The organism is Hominisplanchenecus murintestinalis (assembly GCF_943193015.1).
Taxonomy (GTDB): Bacteria; Bacillota; Clostridia; order Lachnospirales; family Lachnospiraceae; genus Hominisplanchenecus_A; species Hominisplanchenecus_A murintestinalis.
This window is the reverse complement of the sequence record NZ_CALPCM010000016.1, coordinates 1-16874: the sequence shown is the minus strand read 5'-3', so window position 1 is coordinate 16874 and position 16874 is coordinate 1. Positions and strand designations below refer to the sequence as shown.

At 44.6% G+C, this 16874-nt stretch carries 17 protein-coding genes, 1 tRNA gene and 1 pseudogene; 2 read left to right on the top strand and 17 right to left on the bottom strand.

All coding sequences use genetic code 11. The features are described 5' to 3' along the window. The 4 genes from NFR99_RS07665 to NFR99_RS15555 all read right to left on the bottom strand — a co-directional run bounded on the left by NFR99_RS07665 (position 1) and on the right by NFR99_RS15555 (position 1465). A complete protein-coding gene (locus NFR99_RS07665; RefSeq protein ID WP_120482706.1) occupies positions 1-396 on the bottom strand; it encodes a cation:proton antiporter in 396 nt (131 codons plus the stop codon). Continuing rightward, positions 383-709, bottom strand: coding sequence for an MrpF/PhaF family protein (locus NFR99_RS07660; protein WP_251353342.1), 327 nt, complete (start codon positions 707-709; stop codon positions 383-385). The genes NFR99_RS07665 and NFR99_RS07660 overlap by 14 nt, the downstream gene beginning before the upstream one ends. A gap of 4 nt (positions 710-713) precedes the next feature. Next, complete coding sequence (locus NFR99_RS07655; RefSeq protein WP_251353341.1) at positions 714-1175, bottom strand: Na+/H+ antiporter subunit E; 462 nt, start codon at positions 1173-1175, stop codon at positions 714-716. Between the two features lie 122 nt (positions 1176-1297). Then, a complete protein-coding gene (locus tag NFR99_RS15555) occupies positions 1298-1465 on the bottom strand; it encodes a hypothetical protein (protein ID WP_416388331.1) in 168 nt (55 codons plus the stop codon). A gap of 20 nt (positions 1466-1485) precedes the next feature. Here NFR99_RS15555 and NFR99_RS15680 point away from each other — a divergent pair. Further along, positions 1486-2400, top strand: a pseudogene (locus NFR99_RS15680) (IS4 family transposase); the annotation flags it as partial. A gap of 348 nt (positions 2401-2748) precedes the next feature. Here the strand turns inward: NFR99_RS15680 and NFR99_RS07645 are convergent. The 11 genes from NFR99_RS07645 to NFR99_RS07595 all read right to left on the bottom strand — a co-directional run bounded on the left by NFR99_RS07645 (position 2749) and on the right by NFR99_RS07595 (position 13560). Continuing rightward, positions 2749-3282, bottom strand: a complete 534-nt coding sequence (locus NFR99_RS07645; RefSeq protein ID WP_251353340.1) for a hypothetical protein — start codon at positions 3280-3282, stop codon at positions 2749-2751. A 234-nt stretch (positions 3283-3516) separates the two neighbouring features. After that, positions 3517-3589 (bottom strand) — tRNA-Thr (locus NFR99_RS07640). A 655-nt stretch (positions 3590-4244) separates the two neighbouring features. Continuing rightward, positions 4245-5114: a restriction endonuclease gene (locus NFR99_RS07635; RefSeq protein ID WP_251353339.1), complete on the bottom strand. Its 870-nt coding sequence runs from the start codon at positions 5112-5114 to the stop codon at positions 4245-4247. Positions 5115-5469: 355 nt separating this feature from the next. After that, a complete protein-coding gene (locus tag NFR99_RS07630; RefSeq protein ID WP_251353338.1) occupies positions 5470-5619 on the bottom strand; it encodes a hypothetical protein in 150 nt (49 codons plus the stop codon). Positions 5620-5639: 20 nt separating this feature from the next. Next, entirely contained in the window at positions 5640-6041 is a 402-nt protein-coding gene (locus NFR99_RS07625; RefSeq protein WP_251353337.1) for a hypothetical protein, read from the bottom strand. Positions 6042-6043: 2 nt separating this feature from the next. Then, positions 6044-7012: an HpcH/HpaI aldolase/citrate lyase family protein gene (locus tag NFR99_RS07620; protein WP_251353336.1), complete on the bottom strand. Its 969-nt coding sequence runs from the start codon at positions 7010-7012 to the stop codon at positions 6044-6046. A gap of 12 nt (positions 7013-7024) precedes the next feature. Further along, a complete protein-coding gene (locus NFR99_RS07615) occupies positions 7025-8083 on the bottom strand; it encodes a cysteine protease StiP family protein (RefSeq protein ID WP_251353359.1) in 1059 nt (352 codons plus the stop codon). A gap of 109 nt (positions 8084-8192) precedes the next feature. Beyond that, positions 8193-9287: a phosphoribosyltransferase domain-containing protein gene (locus tag NFR99_RS07610; protein WP_251353335.1), complete on the bottom strand. Its 1095-nt coding sequence runs from the start codon at positions 9285-9287 to the stop codon at positions 8193-8195. Positions 9288-9405: 118 nt separating this feature from the next. After that, complete coding sequence (gene mutT, locus NFR99_RS07605; protein ID WP_135976240.1) at positions 9406-9810, bottom strand: 8-oxo-dGTP diphosphatase MutT; 405 nt, start codon at positions 9808-9810, stop codon at positions 9406-9408. Between the two features lie 27 nt (positions 9811-9837). After that, entirely contained in the window at positions 9838-12777 is a 2940-nt protein-coding gene (locus tag NFR99_RS07600) for a DEAD/DEAH box helicase (protein ID WP_251353334.1), read from the bottom strand. Between the two features lie 309 nt (positions 12778-13086). Further along, positions 13087-13560, bottom strand: a complete 474-nt coding sequence (locus NFR99_RS07595; RefSeq protein WP_251353333.1) for an Ig-like domain-containing protein — start codon at positions 13558-13560, stop codon at positions 13087-13089. A 702-nt stretch (positions 13561-14262) separates the two neighbouring features. Between NFR99_RS07595 and NFR99_RS07590 the strand changes: the two genes are divergently transcribed. Continuing rightward, a complete protein-coding gene (locus tag NFR99_RS07590) occupies positions 14263-14862 on the top strand; it encodes a hypothetical protein (RefSeq protein ID WP_135976243.1) in 600 nt (199 codons plus the stop codon). Positions 14863-14939: 77 nt separating this feature from the next. Here NFR99_RS07590 and mobQ read toward each other — a convergent pair whose 3' ends face one another. After that, on the bottom strand, positions 14940-16346 hold the full coding sequence (gene mobQ, locus NFR99_RS07585) for a MobQ family relaxase (RefSeq protein ID WP_251353332.1): 1407 nt from the start codon (positions 16344-16346) through the stop codon (positions 14940-14942). Positions 16347-16492: 146 nt separating this feature from the next. Then, a complete protein-coding gene (locus NFR99_RS07580; RefSeq protein ID WP_135976245.1) occupies positions 16493-16786 on the bottom strand; it encodes an emp24/gp25L/p24 family protein in 294 nt (97 codons plus the stop codon). Between the last annotated feature and the right edge of the window lie 88 nt (positions 16787-16874).

Below are 16874 nucleotides of genomic sequence, written 5' to 3'. Positions count from 1 at the left end.
TCATCCATCCTCCCTTTCTATCGCTTTCTCAGGCGTCTCCTCAACGAAATTCTTCTCTCCCTGCTTTCCCAATATAATTTCCTTATAGTGCGCCTCCTTTTCCTCATCCGTCGTCACTTCCAGACGCGAAATCAAATGCGAGGACACCGGAGAAGCAAACCACAAAAACACAATCACAAACAGCAGCTTCAGCGAAGTAAAATTCCATCCGCTCATCAAAATCAGCCCGAGCAGCGAAAAGCCTATCCCCAGCGTATCGCCGATTGCCGCTGCATGCATACGGTTCAGGATATACTTAAAGCGGAACACGCCAATCATTTCAATCACAAAAATCCCCAGCCCGCACAGCATCAGCACCGCCCCTGCCAGAAAACGAACCCATTCAAGCACCGCCATTTTTCTCTTCCTCCTTCTTCTGCTGGTAAACTCCCATATAAACCTTTGTCACTACGATGACCGCAAGGAAGCTGATCATCGCATAGATCAGGCAGATATCTGCAAGATACCCCTCCTCCAGCATCAGCGCCAGAATCGCAATAATAACCATGACCATCGTACCCATCATATTAACTGCAACAAGGCGGTCTGCCACCCGCGGACCGATAATCGCACGCACAAGGCACAGCACCAGCATCACCGCAAGAAAAATCAGAGCCGCTGTAAAAAATACATGATATGCCCCCTCAAGCCCCGGTATTCCTTTTCCCATCTTCTCAATCCTCCTCTAACTCAGAAAGCAGTTTCACAAACACAGAATCATCAATTCCATCCGCCAGGCTTTCATCCAGGCAGTGGACCACATATTCCGCCCCCTGCAGATGAACCGTAATCGTCCCCGGCGTCAGCGTAATCGCATTCGCCAGAAACGCCCGAGCTGCCGGAGTTTTAAGATTCGACTGAAACCTTATCAACGCTGGCTCTATTTCCTCCCGTTCCGACAGAATCATCGGAATCACCGTAAAATTCGCCTTCACAATTTCAATAATAAGTACGCATACATAGCGCAGAAACTTCCCAAGCTTCTTTAAATTACTTATTTCCAGCGCCACACTGTAATCCATAAACTTACACGTAAACGCAAACACCGCCGCCGCAATCACAATCCCAAACAGGCAGATTTCCAGCGTGAAATTTCCATTAAAAATAACCCATAGTAAAAAGTATAAGAAATACATACCCTTTCCCCTCCATAACCAGCTATTTTTTCCTATCTCAAAACCGTTCTGATTATAACTCTTTCTATATATTTATTCAAGTTTAAAAATCGCCAAATTTCCCGCCGCCTTCCACAATTCCTCTACAATTCAATCACCCACTCTGTCTTTCCGCTGCTACTCCTCCTTATAAGCAGTCCTTCCTTAATCTCCATACTGTTTGTATTATTATCATCAAAAATACGTGACAGCTCTTTCTCACACCTTTCCAGAGCTTTGTCCAGATTCCTTTTCTGCTTCCGCAGTTCAATCAGTTTTTCGTTCGTTTAAAATTGCAGGAGCATCCCGTCTCCGCCGAAAGCAAAAATTTTTTAAAAGATTCCATATCTCCTCGGCATTGAAATCATCTAATGCCTATAAGAAAAAAGGCATTCCCGTTATTGAGGTTTTTCAGTATCTTTTTCTGCTGGTTTTTTCTAACAGGAGTATGTATATGAGCCTGAACACTGGACGAAATACTCCCGGATTTGCTAAGGATACTGTGTATCGGTTCATGAAGATGCTCCAGATTAACTGGATACGTTTTACAACTCTGTTGGCTTCCCGGATTATCAGAGATGCGATCGTCTCCTTGGACTCAGAAGACCGTGTAAATGTATTCATCATTGATGATTCTATGTTCGAACGCAATCGTTCTAAAAAAGTAGAGCTTCTGGCAAAGGCTTACGACCACGCAAACCACTGATACCGTTTTGGATTTCGTATGCTTACACTTGGATGGTCAGATGGAAGCTCTTTTCTTCCCGTGAACAGCATTTTTCTCTCGTCTGAAAACAAAAAGAACAGGGTCAATGAAGCAGTGGAGGTTGATAAGCGGACTGCCGGGTACAAACGGAGGCTGCTTTCCATTCAAAAAGGGACACAGGCCATGCTTGAGCTTTTAAGAACTGCTAAGAAAGCGGCTGTTCCGGCAAAGTATGTCCTTTTTGATAGCTGGTTTTCTTCTCCAAGCACCCTCCATGCTGTAAAGACGATCGGTTATGATGTCATTGGTATGGTGAAAAAGACTCCCAAAATGTTCTTCCGATACAATGGGGAAGATATGTCCCTGATTACAATCTATAACCGGAATAAGAGGAAAGAATATTTATGCCTTATCTCTACAGATACAACTCTGGATGAAAATGAAATCATCCGTATTTATGGCAAGCGCTGGGATATTGAAGTTTTCTTCAAGGTATGCAAAAGGTGCATAGGCAAAATCTATGTGCGAAGTTTGAGTTATTAATTCTATTTAACCTTGTCAATTCTATTTTTTATCTTTACCACGATGATTTTTCCAGAAAAGAAAAAGAAGTCCATTGTTTATGCGATAAGACAGCTCGCGAGCGGAAAGGCTTATCATACCCCGCCTTATATGTAATACCTACACTATAACAGATATTGTGATAAAGGGAAGAAACTATAGAATTATGCCAAACTGCATGATATAATGATTCCGTTACCGCCCCTAAACTGGTGACAGAAAGGGGGTGTCTTACTTGGAATTATTCGTATCCTTTATTATCTCTGTCATGGCAGGCATAGTCGCCTACTATGTATGCAAATGGTTAGACAGTGACGAATAGCCGGTAACTAGCCTATGGCCATAAACCCTGCCATTCCAAAATAGGGAATAGAAAAGCCCCGGTGCTGCAACACTGGGGCTTTTTGCCGTCCTACATGGACTATTCATATCCTTTTGCCTACTGGCATTATAGCATATGCAGATTTTCCTCGCAAGATACATTTTAGAAAAATGACATCCATCCTTTGTAAAGTCTTTTGCTTTCCATGCCTTCATACGCTGAATCAGCATAGCGGTCTGTTTGCCGCCTTCAACTTCTTCCGACGTGTTGTCTGTCATACTGTTATTGTTTAACGGTTCATAGTCATCAATACTAATTGGCTTGCAGAAAGGCAGCGTCGCTACATTTCCTTTCGCTCCAATTAAGTCCATGATTGTATCGTCGTCCTGCAAAATGCCGGGCGCGATAATTGCATTACTCCATGTGGGCTGTTCTGCCATGTAATCCGCAAATACTTCCGGGTCAGAGACAAGACCGCCAAATGTTCCTGCTCTTGGCATCTGTTATTCTTCTTTTCTCATTCTCTCGTAGGCCGCAGGGTAGGACGCTTTCAGCTTCATGCGCTCGTCAGGGCTCATGGATTTTCACCATTCCGCTGCCGTTGGCTGTGTTCCGCTGTTGAGTGGTCCTGTGAACGGCTTCGCCCGTTCTGCTTCAAGCTACTCCTGCTTCTCGTCAACGAATACCGAAGTGTCTTTCTCCTTCATCTGCGCCAGCAAATAGCGTATCCGGAAAGCCGTCAGACGGATTTGAACCGAAACATTCCAGATTACGAATCGGGTACTCTACCAATTGAGTTATAACGGCAGAAGTGCGGAATCGAACCAATAATAGTACGGAATCGCTTTTGGTTATTGCTGACAGTTCAGTTTGATGTGTGCTGGCAAGAAAGGATAACAACGACACGCGCCCTGCGGTGGGGAGTTGACCCCCACTATTCCCGGTACTCGCCCGCAGCATTGCCAATTATGCTATCACAGGTACTTTTGCAAAAGTATGTCCGGCATTGTTCAGATGAGCACCAATACTTGACCTTTCTGGTGATTAAAAATAACTCACTATTACTCTATGTAGGAATAAATCCGTTCCACCTCATCTCTTGCAAAAGCTCTGGCCGTGAATTCCAGGGGCTGGTTCTGATAAGCATCGTAACCGTTTATATCAGGAGCGATATACCCTTACTCTTTAAGTTCTGAAACATTAGTAATATGTAACTCCTGCAAGGCTTTTTTGAACTGTATGGAATCGTAGTGCTCTTGAATATCGGTTTTCATAAGTATTCCTTTTTAATGTATTTGGATTAATGAAATTATAACATTCTTCTTTTTACAAACAAAGAGAGAACTGGTTTATATTTTGACCAGTCCTCTGTACAAAGAAAGATATGTTATCTTGACTTTTATCATTCACAAAGGCACAATCGCAACTTTATTCTTAAATATGTAAAAGTTATTTACTATTTTTAATCCCCATCCTTATCTTGAACAGGAGCAATTTTGCCTCGCCCAATCATCTTATTTAGTCTATCTCTGTCCCAAAGTTTTACGCCCAAAGCCTTTGCTTCTTCTATAGCTTGTGGAGTAAAATTGCGGTTTGTCATGACCACTGCAATATCCCTGTGATAAAAGCCTTTTCCAGCAATCGCTTGCTGAACTGCATCATTTCCAATTGGCTTATCATATCTTTTACATTGGATAGCATATGTAATATCATCTTTTTCCGCAAGTATATCTATTCCATGATCACCGCTCCCTTGAGTTACTTCCACATTTTCAAAACCATTTTTTCTAAGGATATCAGCGCAAAAATGTTCAAATTGATGTCCGCCCATATCATCAAAATTTCTTGTCATACTCTGTTTATAGTTGGCAGATTCATTTTTTGATAGAAGTATTTTCAATTTATCAGCAGTAGAAACTTCTAATAATTCCCCTATTATCCCCAACGATAGACTTTTTAATGAAAATCTTGAAAACAGGATAAAATATATTCCCACCATATTGGAATTCATAAAAAGTCTTTCTAATGGTGTAGATATGTATTTTAAAAATTCGTTTGCTTCATTGACAATACATATTATTCTCGGAAGTGTGTTCTCTGCTGTCTTTTTATTAAAAGAATCAATATTTTTTACTCTGTTATCAATAAACTTATTTATTGACCGATAAAACTCATCTCTATCAGTAGTCTTGTTTGCTATATTGGCCAGTTCGTTAGATCTTTTAAGCTTTTTTTCAACTTCTAAGATGGATAGATTCTCGTGCAGTATATTATAATTTTGTTCTTGGTTTTTCGTTTTAAAGCCATCTATAAATTTTTTTATAAAAGCCATTTTTGTTGCCTCCTCATTTGTTGAGCCATACTGACGAACATACCACATTCCTTTTGTAAGTGCAGCAAAAATATTATAACATTCCTTTTTGAAGAAATCTGTGTTTTGGAGAAATTTGTGAAAGCATTCCAATCAGTTCTTCCTGTCCTGTTCATTTCATGTTATACATTTATTACAGGTTTTTCTTTCCCTTATTTTTGCCCTTATGAGGGTTCGTGACATGAGGAAAAAGGATATAACACAAGGGAAAGTCTAAGGGCAAATTCACTTGCTATAAATTTAGCATTTTCAAGGGTTTGCGTACTTTTTGGAGATAAGGATATAACAGTTAATAAATGCTATAAAAAGTGTCTTATCAGAATTCCGGTTTTTCTATATATTTCTCTACAAAGTAATCCAACATCATAACCCTGCGGAATGCCGCCTGAAATATGGCTTCTGAGCGGAACTCCCTCAAATATTCTCCTTGGAACTTCAAACAGAGCGGCGTATGAAAAATCAGCATACTTTTACACCCCTGCCGTTTCAGTGCTCTAATTCTTTTTCCAAATAAGCCCCCACTGTCTCAATTCGATAATTTTTCATATGAGCCGTCTGGTTCTCCAAAATTTTCTCTTCCCCTGCCTTGAAATCTGTCCGCGCATTCTCACACTCCAAAAGATACCCAATACTGTCATCTCCCTGCATAAACGCCGGCTTCCGCTTCATACGTGTATATACCGTGCTACGCACAATACATGCTTCTTCAAACGAACAGTTTTTGCAATCCCTCATCCCAATGCAGTTCTGCCTCAGCAACATTTCCCCCATCCCACCGCGCAATGCAGATACTTTCTCCTTGGGCAGTATGGAATCCTCTGACAATACAAGTATAAATTTTAATCTTATGTATGGTATCTGGAATCGTTCTTCCACGGCATATTCCATATCTATAAACCACCTTTTTCCCCAAAAGCCTCCGCCATCATCATCGTCCGCGCCGCCCAATTCGTATGAACCTTATATTCATTCATCCTTTCACTGGCGGAGCTTCCCGCCACCAGAAATCGGGAGTCCGCATCCCACCCCAGGATTTGCCTGGCGTCGTCAAAATCTTCCCGTGATACCTGATAAGCCTCGTTTACAAGCTCTATCTGTTTCGGATGTATGACCGTCTTTCCCACAAATCCACACAGCCTGTCGTCCTCCAGCTCCTGCCGAAGCCCGCTTTCCCAGCCCGGGCCGTCGTAATATTCCCATACAGGGCCTGACACTACATAATCCCTTCCATACACGGTAATGATATCGGAAAGAATGCCCGCGATCGGATGGATTTTATGGATAGACTCATTGCTGTGCCGCCGAAATCCAAATACATTGCACAAATCGTTTCCTCCCACCCGGATATTGAGCACCAGCTCCTCCGCCTGATCAAGTTTTTCTTTTAATTTATACAAAATATCGTACCTGTCCCTCAGATTAATCAATGACGGACTTTCAAAAATCGGCATCATATAAACCGGACTTTTCACATTTTCATTCACACGGCGCATCGCCTGTATATATGCGTCTGCATTGTCCAGGGAAAACTTAGGGAGAATAAATCCATTGATAATCTCCGACACCTTCCCAAGCATTTTCATCAGGCGGACAATCTGTTCTGCCTCCCTCACCCTGATAAAAATCCGGGGCAGGTAAAATACTTTCTTTTGGGATGAGCGATAAATCTTTTCCAGGCTTCCCCGCATCATCTCCTCTGCCTCTTCTACGCAGTCATCCCCTATCGTGTCCTCCAGACACAGCGCCAGAGAAAATTTATCTCCAAATTTCTGATTAATGATAGATTCCGCGATACCTGCACGGTTTGCAGGGCAATACAAAAGCGCGCCCACGCTATAATACTTTACTGCATTTTTCATCTGTCTTCTCCCTTATGTATCTGCCATTTTCTTAATCAGCCCGCAGCATTTATAGTGCTTTAGAGGATAATACTCTATCGGCACCTGCTTCTCAGCAGCAAGCCTTCTGATGTGCGCCAACTGCGCATCCTCCCTGTACTGTTCATCCATCAGAATCTTCCATGGAACCCGGCGCAGAAGCACCCTGGTCGTCTCGCCGATTCCGGGCTTTATGAGGTTCACGTCATTTATCCCGAAAATATTCGCCAACTCCCTGACTTCTTCGGCGCCGCTCCCTTCTTCTATCTGCTTTTCCTGCCGCTCTGAATATGTTCCATATGTAAAATGTGCTTCAATGGCGTCAATAAATTCATATGATAAATCTGCATTCCGAAGCTCACCGTAATATACCGCCCCATGAAAATCATCTTTCCCTATAATATCCTCCCGAAGAAATGTCCGGCTAATCAAACCGGACACTGTACAGTTCAGGCACGAGCTGGGAATCAGGATATCCTCATGAGTTCCGCACAGCTCTGTAATGCCTGCCGGGTCAGCCGCCGCTGCCAGCTCCGCAGATACGCCCTTATATTCCGCCAGCGCTTTCTGCAGTTCCCCGAGAATCGCCCCTTTTCCAATCCATCCGTCCACAAATAAAAGCTGCGCGGGTTCGTATCTCTCCAAAAGATACCGCATCGCATTGCCGTCAATTCCTCTGCCCCGGATAATCGAAATCGCATAATGCGGGACTTCTATCCCATACTTTTTCCTGATAAAATGCTTCACCAGAATCCCAATCGGGATTCCCGCCCTGGCTAAGGAAACGAGAACTACACGTTTCCCCCGCCTTTCCATAATTTTATCCGACAGGTTTCCCACCGCTGCCGCCGTAGGCTCTGCAAACCTCGCAAGCGCCTCTTGATAAACTTCCATATATTTCTCCGTCGGAACATATTCAATAGGAAGCATCTCACAGTAATGCTTCCCCGCCTGTATCAGCTTTTCCCTCTCCTCCGTAGGGCTGGGCTTCACCAGCCCCGTAATATCTTTCAGCAGCAGCGTTACATCTTCTGCACGGTAAGAACTCTGCATCCCCTTCTCCCTTTCTGTATCATTTTCCTGTCTTCCTTTTTGAATCATATTTTCCTTTTTTCTAAAAAGTTTGATGCCCCGCTGCTTGCGGCGGGGTCTTTGACTCTTTTCAGCACCATCTTACCAGAAAAACGTCCTGATTCCCGCAGGATTTCAAAGCATTCACGAGCGTATCTACGCCCCTTCCTCCATCTCGCGCATCCGTAAGAATCAACACAGCGTCATACTTGTCCAGCTCATAAATAAACGTCCTCCGCCCTGTCTCATACAGACTCTCCAATTCATACCGCCCGTGAAGAGGGTACTCCTCCTCACTGCTGACCGCGATCGGGCTGCGGGTAGTGGAATGGCATCTCACAAAAATCCCCTGTTCTTCCATTCTCTCCGCCACATACAGCGCCGGATACATAAACTCTTCTGTTCCCAGTACCAAAACCCGCTTCTTATCCACAAAGAAGTCTGTTTTTTCAATTGTTGTCCACAATTCCCCGCAGGCTTTTCGGTATTCCCGTGCCTGAACGCACCTGCGGGCATCTATTTTCCCATTTACCCGAAGCTCCGTCACGACAGTCTTTTGCTCATCCTTCGCAAAGTATTGTCCATCTCCACGATAATTTTCAGCAATTTGTGTATAACCCCTGTGGTCTGTCTTTACCAGATAGTGTACCGGAATCTCCCGCTCCCTATAAATTTCCAGGGCTTCCTCCTGCATCCCATTCAACAGCGACGCCACCGCAAATGCTGTCTTCCCCGGATACTCCGCCGCCAGAAGATTTACAATCTTCAAAATCGTATTCCCGGTAGTTACTTCATCCTCCACAAATACAATCCTGTCTATCGCTTCTATCCTTCCGTCAAGCTCATTCCTAACCAGCTTCTGCTCTGTAGCATGGCTATGGGATTCCGAAAAATACAGATACTCCGCACCTGAAACATCCTCCCGGGTAGTCTGTATATATAAAGTATCTAACTCCGTGGCAAGCGCCGCCCCAATCGCCGTAGCCGTCTCCGCAAACCCTACAAGAAGCAGACGTTCCCCAGCATATGCCTCCCGAACCTGGGCGGCAAGCTCCGAAAACATCTGAAATGCCTCCTTTGGTCTTACCGGGATATGCTTTCCCTGCAGACGATTCACCACCAGGTATTTTCTCTTTGTATTATTTTCCCGTTTCGCTATTCCTACCAGTTGCTTTTTTTTGTACATGCTTACCTCTTACTCCGATTTTTGTGAATATCTTCTATCTTCTTTTCCATATTTTATCATGTTTTCTACACTCTGTTAATTCGTCCAAAATGGACTGTAACTTCTCCCCAGCATATACTTACCCTTTGCTCCCATTTTGTAGATATTCTGCAAGCTTTCGAATCAACCCGATATCCGCCGGAAGCCAGTCCACACTGTCCAACTGATCCCATTTCAGCCATCTGGCGTCCTCATGCTCTTTCAGCACCAGCTTTCCCGAAATCACCTTGCAGATATAACAGTCCATCGACAAATGAAACGCCGGATAATCATACTCCACTGTATCAAAAAGTTCTCCAACTTCAATTTCGGTGTCCAGCTCCTCACGAATTTCACGTACCAGAGCAGTCCGGGATGTTTCCCCACCTTCCACCTTACCGCCCGGAAATTCCCAACCGTCTTTAAATTCTCCGTAACCGCGTTGGGTTGCGAATACCATATTGTTATGGATGATGATTGCTGCTGTTACTTTAATTGTTTTCATAGAACCTCCGCCGTAATATACAAATTTTTATGTTTCAACTGTGCTCTTTAAATAATTCAGCAAATCTTCCCTGACTTCCTGGTGCATATGTGCCTTAACCTTCGTAATCTCCCGCATCTTTCCACGGTTATCTTTTTTCTGCCCTGCTTTCGCTTCTATTACATCAAAAAGCCCCATATAGTAAAACTCCGCGCCTTCAGAATCACTCTTCTTTATAAAAAGCCGTCTGCGCTCTGCCGTCAATACCTCTTTCATATAACTGCTGTCCGGTCCCCTTCCAATTTGAGAATCCCACATAAAAGTGTGATTATCCACAAATTCATCTGCATAATCCGGCTTTCCCTCTAAATATTCCTGCCCCGAAGCACTCTCCTGCTTATGATACGTCACAAAAATACAGGCATCGCCGTCAATTCGTCTCATTCCATACATCGTAGAGGACATATCCCTTGTGCAATTCAATAACTGACATACATCCCTGCGAGAGTATTTTTCATAGAGCACAAACACATCTTCCCGCAATTTCCCTGCATACAAATCCTGCATTCTTGCCTGAGAAAGCTCTACTAAATCCTTCATAAAGGAATAAAATGCCGGATGATTCAGCCTTTCATATAAACTCCTCATTCTCCAGATCATCCCCGACTGTGTGCTCTGTACCATTTCAATCTGCGCGTATTTCTTTTGTTCATCGCTTTTACTAACAAAAGAACCCTCCAGATTCGAAACAGCAGAATCTATCTCACGTTCAGATACCCTACTCCCATACTTTCTCTCAATTTCCTCAATGACAAACAATTTGTCAACTTGTCCCCTTTTCATAATCTCCGACAAAATCTCAGCCTCATGAGGACGTTTCCCTCTCGCAACAACTTTCGAAACATATTCCAGCGTCAGGACTTCTTTTTCTGTTAAGGACTCCGTACACTGCTCCCGGTCAACACTCTGCAAAAAATAATAATATGTTTTATAATGCTCCAAAATAAGCAGAGGGTCCACTTCTCCATTTTTATAAAAGTCCATCAGCGTTGGAACCCGTCCCAGCCGATATTTTAAATCACGGTAACTCTTTTTTATTATCGACTTGATTCCCTTCATCTGGTCGATAGAACGAAAAATTTTGTTTTTAGCAATCTCATCAAAATGAATAGTAGACGCCCCCGGAATCACCCGGCATCCTTCCATCACATAGCGGCGCATGTTATCCTTATTGTAGTTTCGCTCACCGGACAACGCAATCGGTATCATAAAATTATTCTCGTAATTCCCTATAAAATCCAATATCACCACGTATTCCTTATCTTCTGCCTTTCGCAGTCCTCTCCCTAACTGTTGGACGAATACAATTGGCGACTCCGTTGGCCGAAGCATAATGACCTGGTTAATCTCTGGAATGTCAACACCCTCATTAAAAATATCCACTGTAAATATATAATCCAGAATATCCTCCCGCCCATCAGATACCAGTCGTTCTACCGCTTCCTCTCTCTTTTCCTGTTTATCTTCACCAGTTAAGGCGAGCGCCCGAAATCCCCTGTCATTGAACTTCTCACTGAGAACTGCCGCTTCTCTTTTCGAACTGCAAAAAATCAGTCCCTTTACACGGCTGCCGCTGAAACCATAAAACGCCGCCTGCTCAATTACATAATCCACACGCGTATCCGATATAAGACAGTTAAAGTCTGCCTTATCCTCCACCGCTTCCCCATCAATCCTCAAATCTGTGATACCAAAATAATGAAATGGACACAGCAGATTTTCTTCCATTGCCTGCTGCAAACGTATTTCATACGCAATATTATGGTCAAACGCCTCAAATACATCAAAATCATCCGTTCGCTCCGGTGAGGCTGTCATTCCCAGCCAGAATTTCGGCTTGAAATATTTCATAATCTCCTGATAGCTGCCTGCTCCTGTTCTGTGAGCCTCATCTATAACAATCACCTGAAATTCGTCCGGCGAAAATCGTTCATGCACTTCCGGTCTTGCCATCATATTCATGGTAGAAAATAAATACTCGGCGTCGTACTCCTTAGAATTTCCGGATAAAAGCCCGAAACTCTTCGTATTCCCAAAGACCTTTTTATAGCTACGGATTGCCTGTTTTGCAATCTGCTCTCTATGTACTAAAAACAAAACCTTTTCTGGATTTTCTTCACGCAGGGCAAACGCAGAGGCATATGTTTTCCCAGTACCTGTCGCCGAAATTAAGAGAGCTTTTTCCTCACCATACTCCCGAAGCTTCTGCAAATTCGCAATAAATCCCACCTGCATAGAATTCGGCTGAAGCGTAAACTCCTCCAACCGAACAACCTCCTGCTTCCTTGCAATTTCCTTTTGCTTCCTGATTACTTTATTTCGAACATAGCTTTCCGAATACTGATCAATAAACTTTTCATACGGTAACGCATGCGAGGAATCCCATAACTGCTCAAACTCCGCCAGCACATCCTGTGTGTATTCTCCCTGTTCGGCCGACACGATTTTCGTATTCCACTCCCGGTTTGTTGTAAGCGCACTCTGCGTCATATTCGAACTGCCAATTATAATACGATATAATTCTTCCTTCTTAAAAATGTATCCTTTGGTATGAAATCCTTCCCGTGCTTCCTCCGTTACATACATTTTCAGCGTAATATTCTTTAAGCCAGCAAGCGTTTCCATCGCCTTCGGCTCACTGAAATTTAAATAATCTGTCGTCAAAATCCTTCCGGGAATCCCCCTCTTTTCAAGCTCCTTTAACGTCTGAAGCAGAGGTGTAATCCCTCCCCTCGTAATAAACGCAACACTGATCGCAAATTCATCACACGAAAAAAGCTCATCCTCAATGGATGAGAGAACCTTTTTGCCCTGTCTGTAATCATTCGAGACAAACTGCGGCTTATAAGCCAAGTTTGAGGAAATATTACGATTTATAAATGCAGCTGCAAACCCTTGTTCCAGGAGTTGGTATGTTTCAGTTTCCATATGCCTATGCTCCTAATCAAAAATATATTTATAGAAAATATTCTAAATCCCTTTGAAAGTTCTATGAAAAATGACTCACGAAAACGCCGAAACCCGCTTTCGTGAGTCATTTTTCAACAGCTCAAATTCAGCATCCGTGCACGCACTAATCCCGCTAAAAACCTCCAACGGTTTTTGTCCACTAACTGCATTATATCTATAAATCCTCAAAACGTCAACGGCTTTGCAAAAAGTTACAATGAAGCGACCGCCATGACGATATTTCACGGACTTTGCAGCAAGTGCAAAGTCCTGGGCTGAACTGTTACCTTATTTCCCTACTTTCACCGTTACAGTCACTTTCTTTCTCCCGGAACAAACAATAATCTTTGCCGTTCCTGCTTTTCTCGCAGTGACAACGCCTTTCGCATTGACCGCCGCAATCTTTTTATTTGAACTTTTACATGTTATCTTCTCCTGTGACGTCACCGGGGCAATAACAGGTTCTAATGATATTTTCTTTCCTCTTGTAAGCGACACATTCTTAGATTTCACGGTAACCTTTGTTGTTTTTACCTTTTCTTTCTGCACTTTTACGTTAACCGTCTTTTTCAATCCGCTCGCCAATGTGATTGTCAGCTTCACCCTGCCTTTTTTCTTCTGGGCTTTCAGTTTAAAAGCGCCGTCAGGACTCACCTGCGATACTTTTAAAATCTTCTGATTGCTTGAGCTTACGGAGACAACCGAATCGCCTTTGGCCATGCCTGTCACTTTGAATTTCTTTGTCGCTTGTCTTAGCTGCATCTTCAGGCTTTTTGCCATCAGCTTTATATACGGAGACAGCCGTTTGTCATAGCTGCGCTTTTCAGAACTACCGCATACAGAACATACCCGCTCCTGCCGCTCCTCTGCAAATACCGTTGCATCCTCCGTCGTCTTCCATGAAGTGTTTTGTCAAGTGCTTTTTTGAGTTATTGACGCAAGCCCTTATTAGTGCGGCGGGAAACGGGGCAGGAATAGGGGCGCAAAATGCACCTGTGGACGGTTAGAAGCCGTTTTCGCGTGTGGGTAGTATAAAACCCTTGCTTGGTGGTTTTTCGTGCCTGAAACGCCTTAAAAATCAAGCCTTTTCAAGCCCTATTGCGTAACATTCCATTCTGTTCTTTGGGAGATGTCGGGGGCGCGGGGGCAGAGCCACCGTAAAACCTACCGACAGCCGCCGAAGTAGTGCAGACGGTTTTGCCGTTAGAATGAAGCGGACGAAAGCGGGGGCAGGGTTGTCAAATCCTGTTCCCCGTTTTCGGCGGCGAAATGGCAACGGCAAAAATCCAGACGGTCAAGGGTTTAAGAGTGGAGATTTTTTCGCGCACTTTGCGAAAAAATACTACTCGTCCCTTGACGGTCTGGATAGTCGGAACGGATATAGAGCAGGGGTTGTTTTTGTCAGAGAGGTGTGCTATAATTCAAATATAGTTGGAAAAATTTTTATAGGGGGAGGAATGGGCAATGAGTATAACAAATATAGCTGGCGCAGTCAGCCCGGCAACCACACCCAAAGCAAAGGAAATCAATGATACTTCTTCTTTGGATAGGAAAATAGAGCAGTTAAAAAACAAGCGCATTACAAATATAGAAAAGCATATCGCCCAGTTAGAACAGCAAAAAGGGCAAGAAAGCCGCAATACTTCTTCTAATGACATAAAAAAAAGAGTTGATACCTATGAAGCACAACCGCCGCAACAATCGGCGGGAGTGTATCAAGTTACTCACGATGAAAATGGTCGGAGAATTATTCAAGTAGATGAGAGTTGTGAAACTGCACAGGGACAACCTAAAGCCAAGCCCCAGGACGAGAGCGAAAAACCTAATATTGTAAAGACTACTGTAAACACAGATAAAGTAGATAAGGAGATTGAGAAGTTAAAGCAAACACAAACACAGCTTGAACAGAAAATTGCGGCGGCAAAGGAACCAAAGGAAAAAGAGAAATTAGAGGCACAGCTTGCACAAGTAAATGCCGAACTCAAAGCGAAAGACAATGACACATACCGTCAGCAACACATGGAAATAACGGAACAAAAAGTGGTTTCAAAAGTTGGCGAATAAATTTCTCATTTATCGGGCTAATTCAAAACTCAAAACAGAGCGGCGGGCAGGTGTTGACTATCCCGCCGCCCTGTTTGTTATCGCTCCATATCCTGCTTTCTGCGGGGTTGCTGTTCCCGCTGTTCCTGCCGCAAGATACTGTAAACACTCTTTCTGATTTTCTCCGCTTCTTTCACTTCCTCTTTCAATGCAAGATACCGCTGATTAAGCGTTTTCCTCTCGGCGGTCAGCTTGGTGTATTCTTCTTTCCATGCCTTTGTCGGGATTGTGGTCTTGCCGTTCATCACACCTTTGAGATAATCTTTCGCCGTTGTGAATAGGATTTGCTCGGCTTCGATCAGCGGCTTCTTTCCCTTACACTTGAAATAAATGTCGGCTTGCTCTAAATGCATTTTCAGAGTGGCAAGCCGTCGCTCAACAGGTTTCAGCTTCCCTTGAATATCCAGTTGTTCCCCTATCATGGACTTGAATTTTTCATCAAGCCCCGCCATATCCATAATGCTGTTGGTTTGCAGGAAGTTCAGCATTTTCGCCGCGTCTTTGAGATTATACAGCGATTGCGAATATCCCGCTTTCCCCGCCTGTGCCTTGCGTGACAAAATGCCTTGAATGTAGTCAGCAAGGGTGGGCGGCTCGGTGTTCTCGGCTTCTTCTTTCAACCAGTTTTGCAGTTTGGAGATACGCGCCTTTAACTGCCGCAACTTCTGGTTCGTCACTTCGATTTCGCGGTTAAGGTCGCCGCGCTCGGTGCGGATACCGCGCTTCTCCATAGCGGAAGCGGCAACGCCTAAATGGACGGTGGGTATCTGGTCTATCCCTTGCCGCTCATAACTGCGGTGGTCGATACGCTCCGCGTGTCCGTACTGCTCCAATACCTGATTGCAAAGCCCCGCCCATGCCGCCCGCCATTCCTCGGCTTTGGTCTGCTCGTTCCAGTCGGTAGCGGGAATGGATTTGCATTTGTACTGCCGCTTTTTCGGGTCATAGATTTTATTCCCGTCCCTGTCAAGAATGTACTCCTTTTTCTGCTTCGCTCCCCACTCGCCGCCCTCGTTAAAAGGGCGCATTGTCAGCATGATATGGGCGTGGGGGTTGCCGCCGCCCGTATCATGTAGGCATACATCGGCGCACATTCCCGCCGCCACAAAATGCCGTTTCACATACTCGCGGACAAGGGAAATGCCTTGCTCCCTCGTCAGTTCGCGGGGTAAGGCAATTTCAATCTCCCGCGCAAGCTGGGCGTTTTTCGCTTTCTCGATTTTCTCAACCTCGTTCCATAAAACCGCCCTGTCTGAAAAAGCGGCGGGGGCGTGGTCGGGGAGTAAAATCTCCGTATGGACGACACCGCCCTTATGGGTGTAGTCGTGGGTCATTCCGTCAAACTGGTTTGTGATTTTTTCCCCCGCCCGGTAAGCGGCGGCGGCAACAGCGGATTTGCCTTTGCCGCGGGATATGACTTTGATACTGCAATGGTAGATTGCCACGCGCCACGCTCCTTTCTGCGGGTAACTCCCGCCGTTTCCTTTTGTGCCGGCAGGCACAAAACGCCGTCTGCAAGACCGCACATACCACATTTATGTGGTATATAAGTGCGCCCTTGCTTTTTTAGCAAGGGTATAGGGATAGCCCGTTACCCTTGCGCCGCGCCCCCGTCCGCGTCCCCGCCTGCGCCGCCCTCGCGGGCTGTATGGGCGGTTTTAGCGGTGTGTGGTGTGTTACCCTGTGCCGCCGTTTCCGCGCCCTGTGCGGGGGCTGTGGGGGCGTTCTGGGCGGTCAGTTCGTCCAGTATGCGGCGGCATAGGCGTTTCGTCCTGTCCTTGCGCTCCTGTGCCTTTTGCTCCTGCACAAGCTGTCTGCGCCTGTTTTCAAGCTGTCGGATTTCTTCCTCAATGCTTGTGATTTTTTCGGCTTTGGTCTTTGCCATGCGTCAATCGCTCCTCGTATAATAAGTTTGTAAGCAAGAAAAACAGCTTACAGGCTTATTCTTTTTTTGTTAGACAGAAGGGTAATTC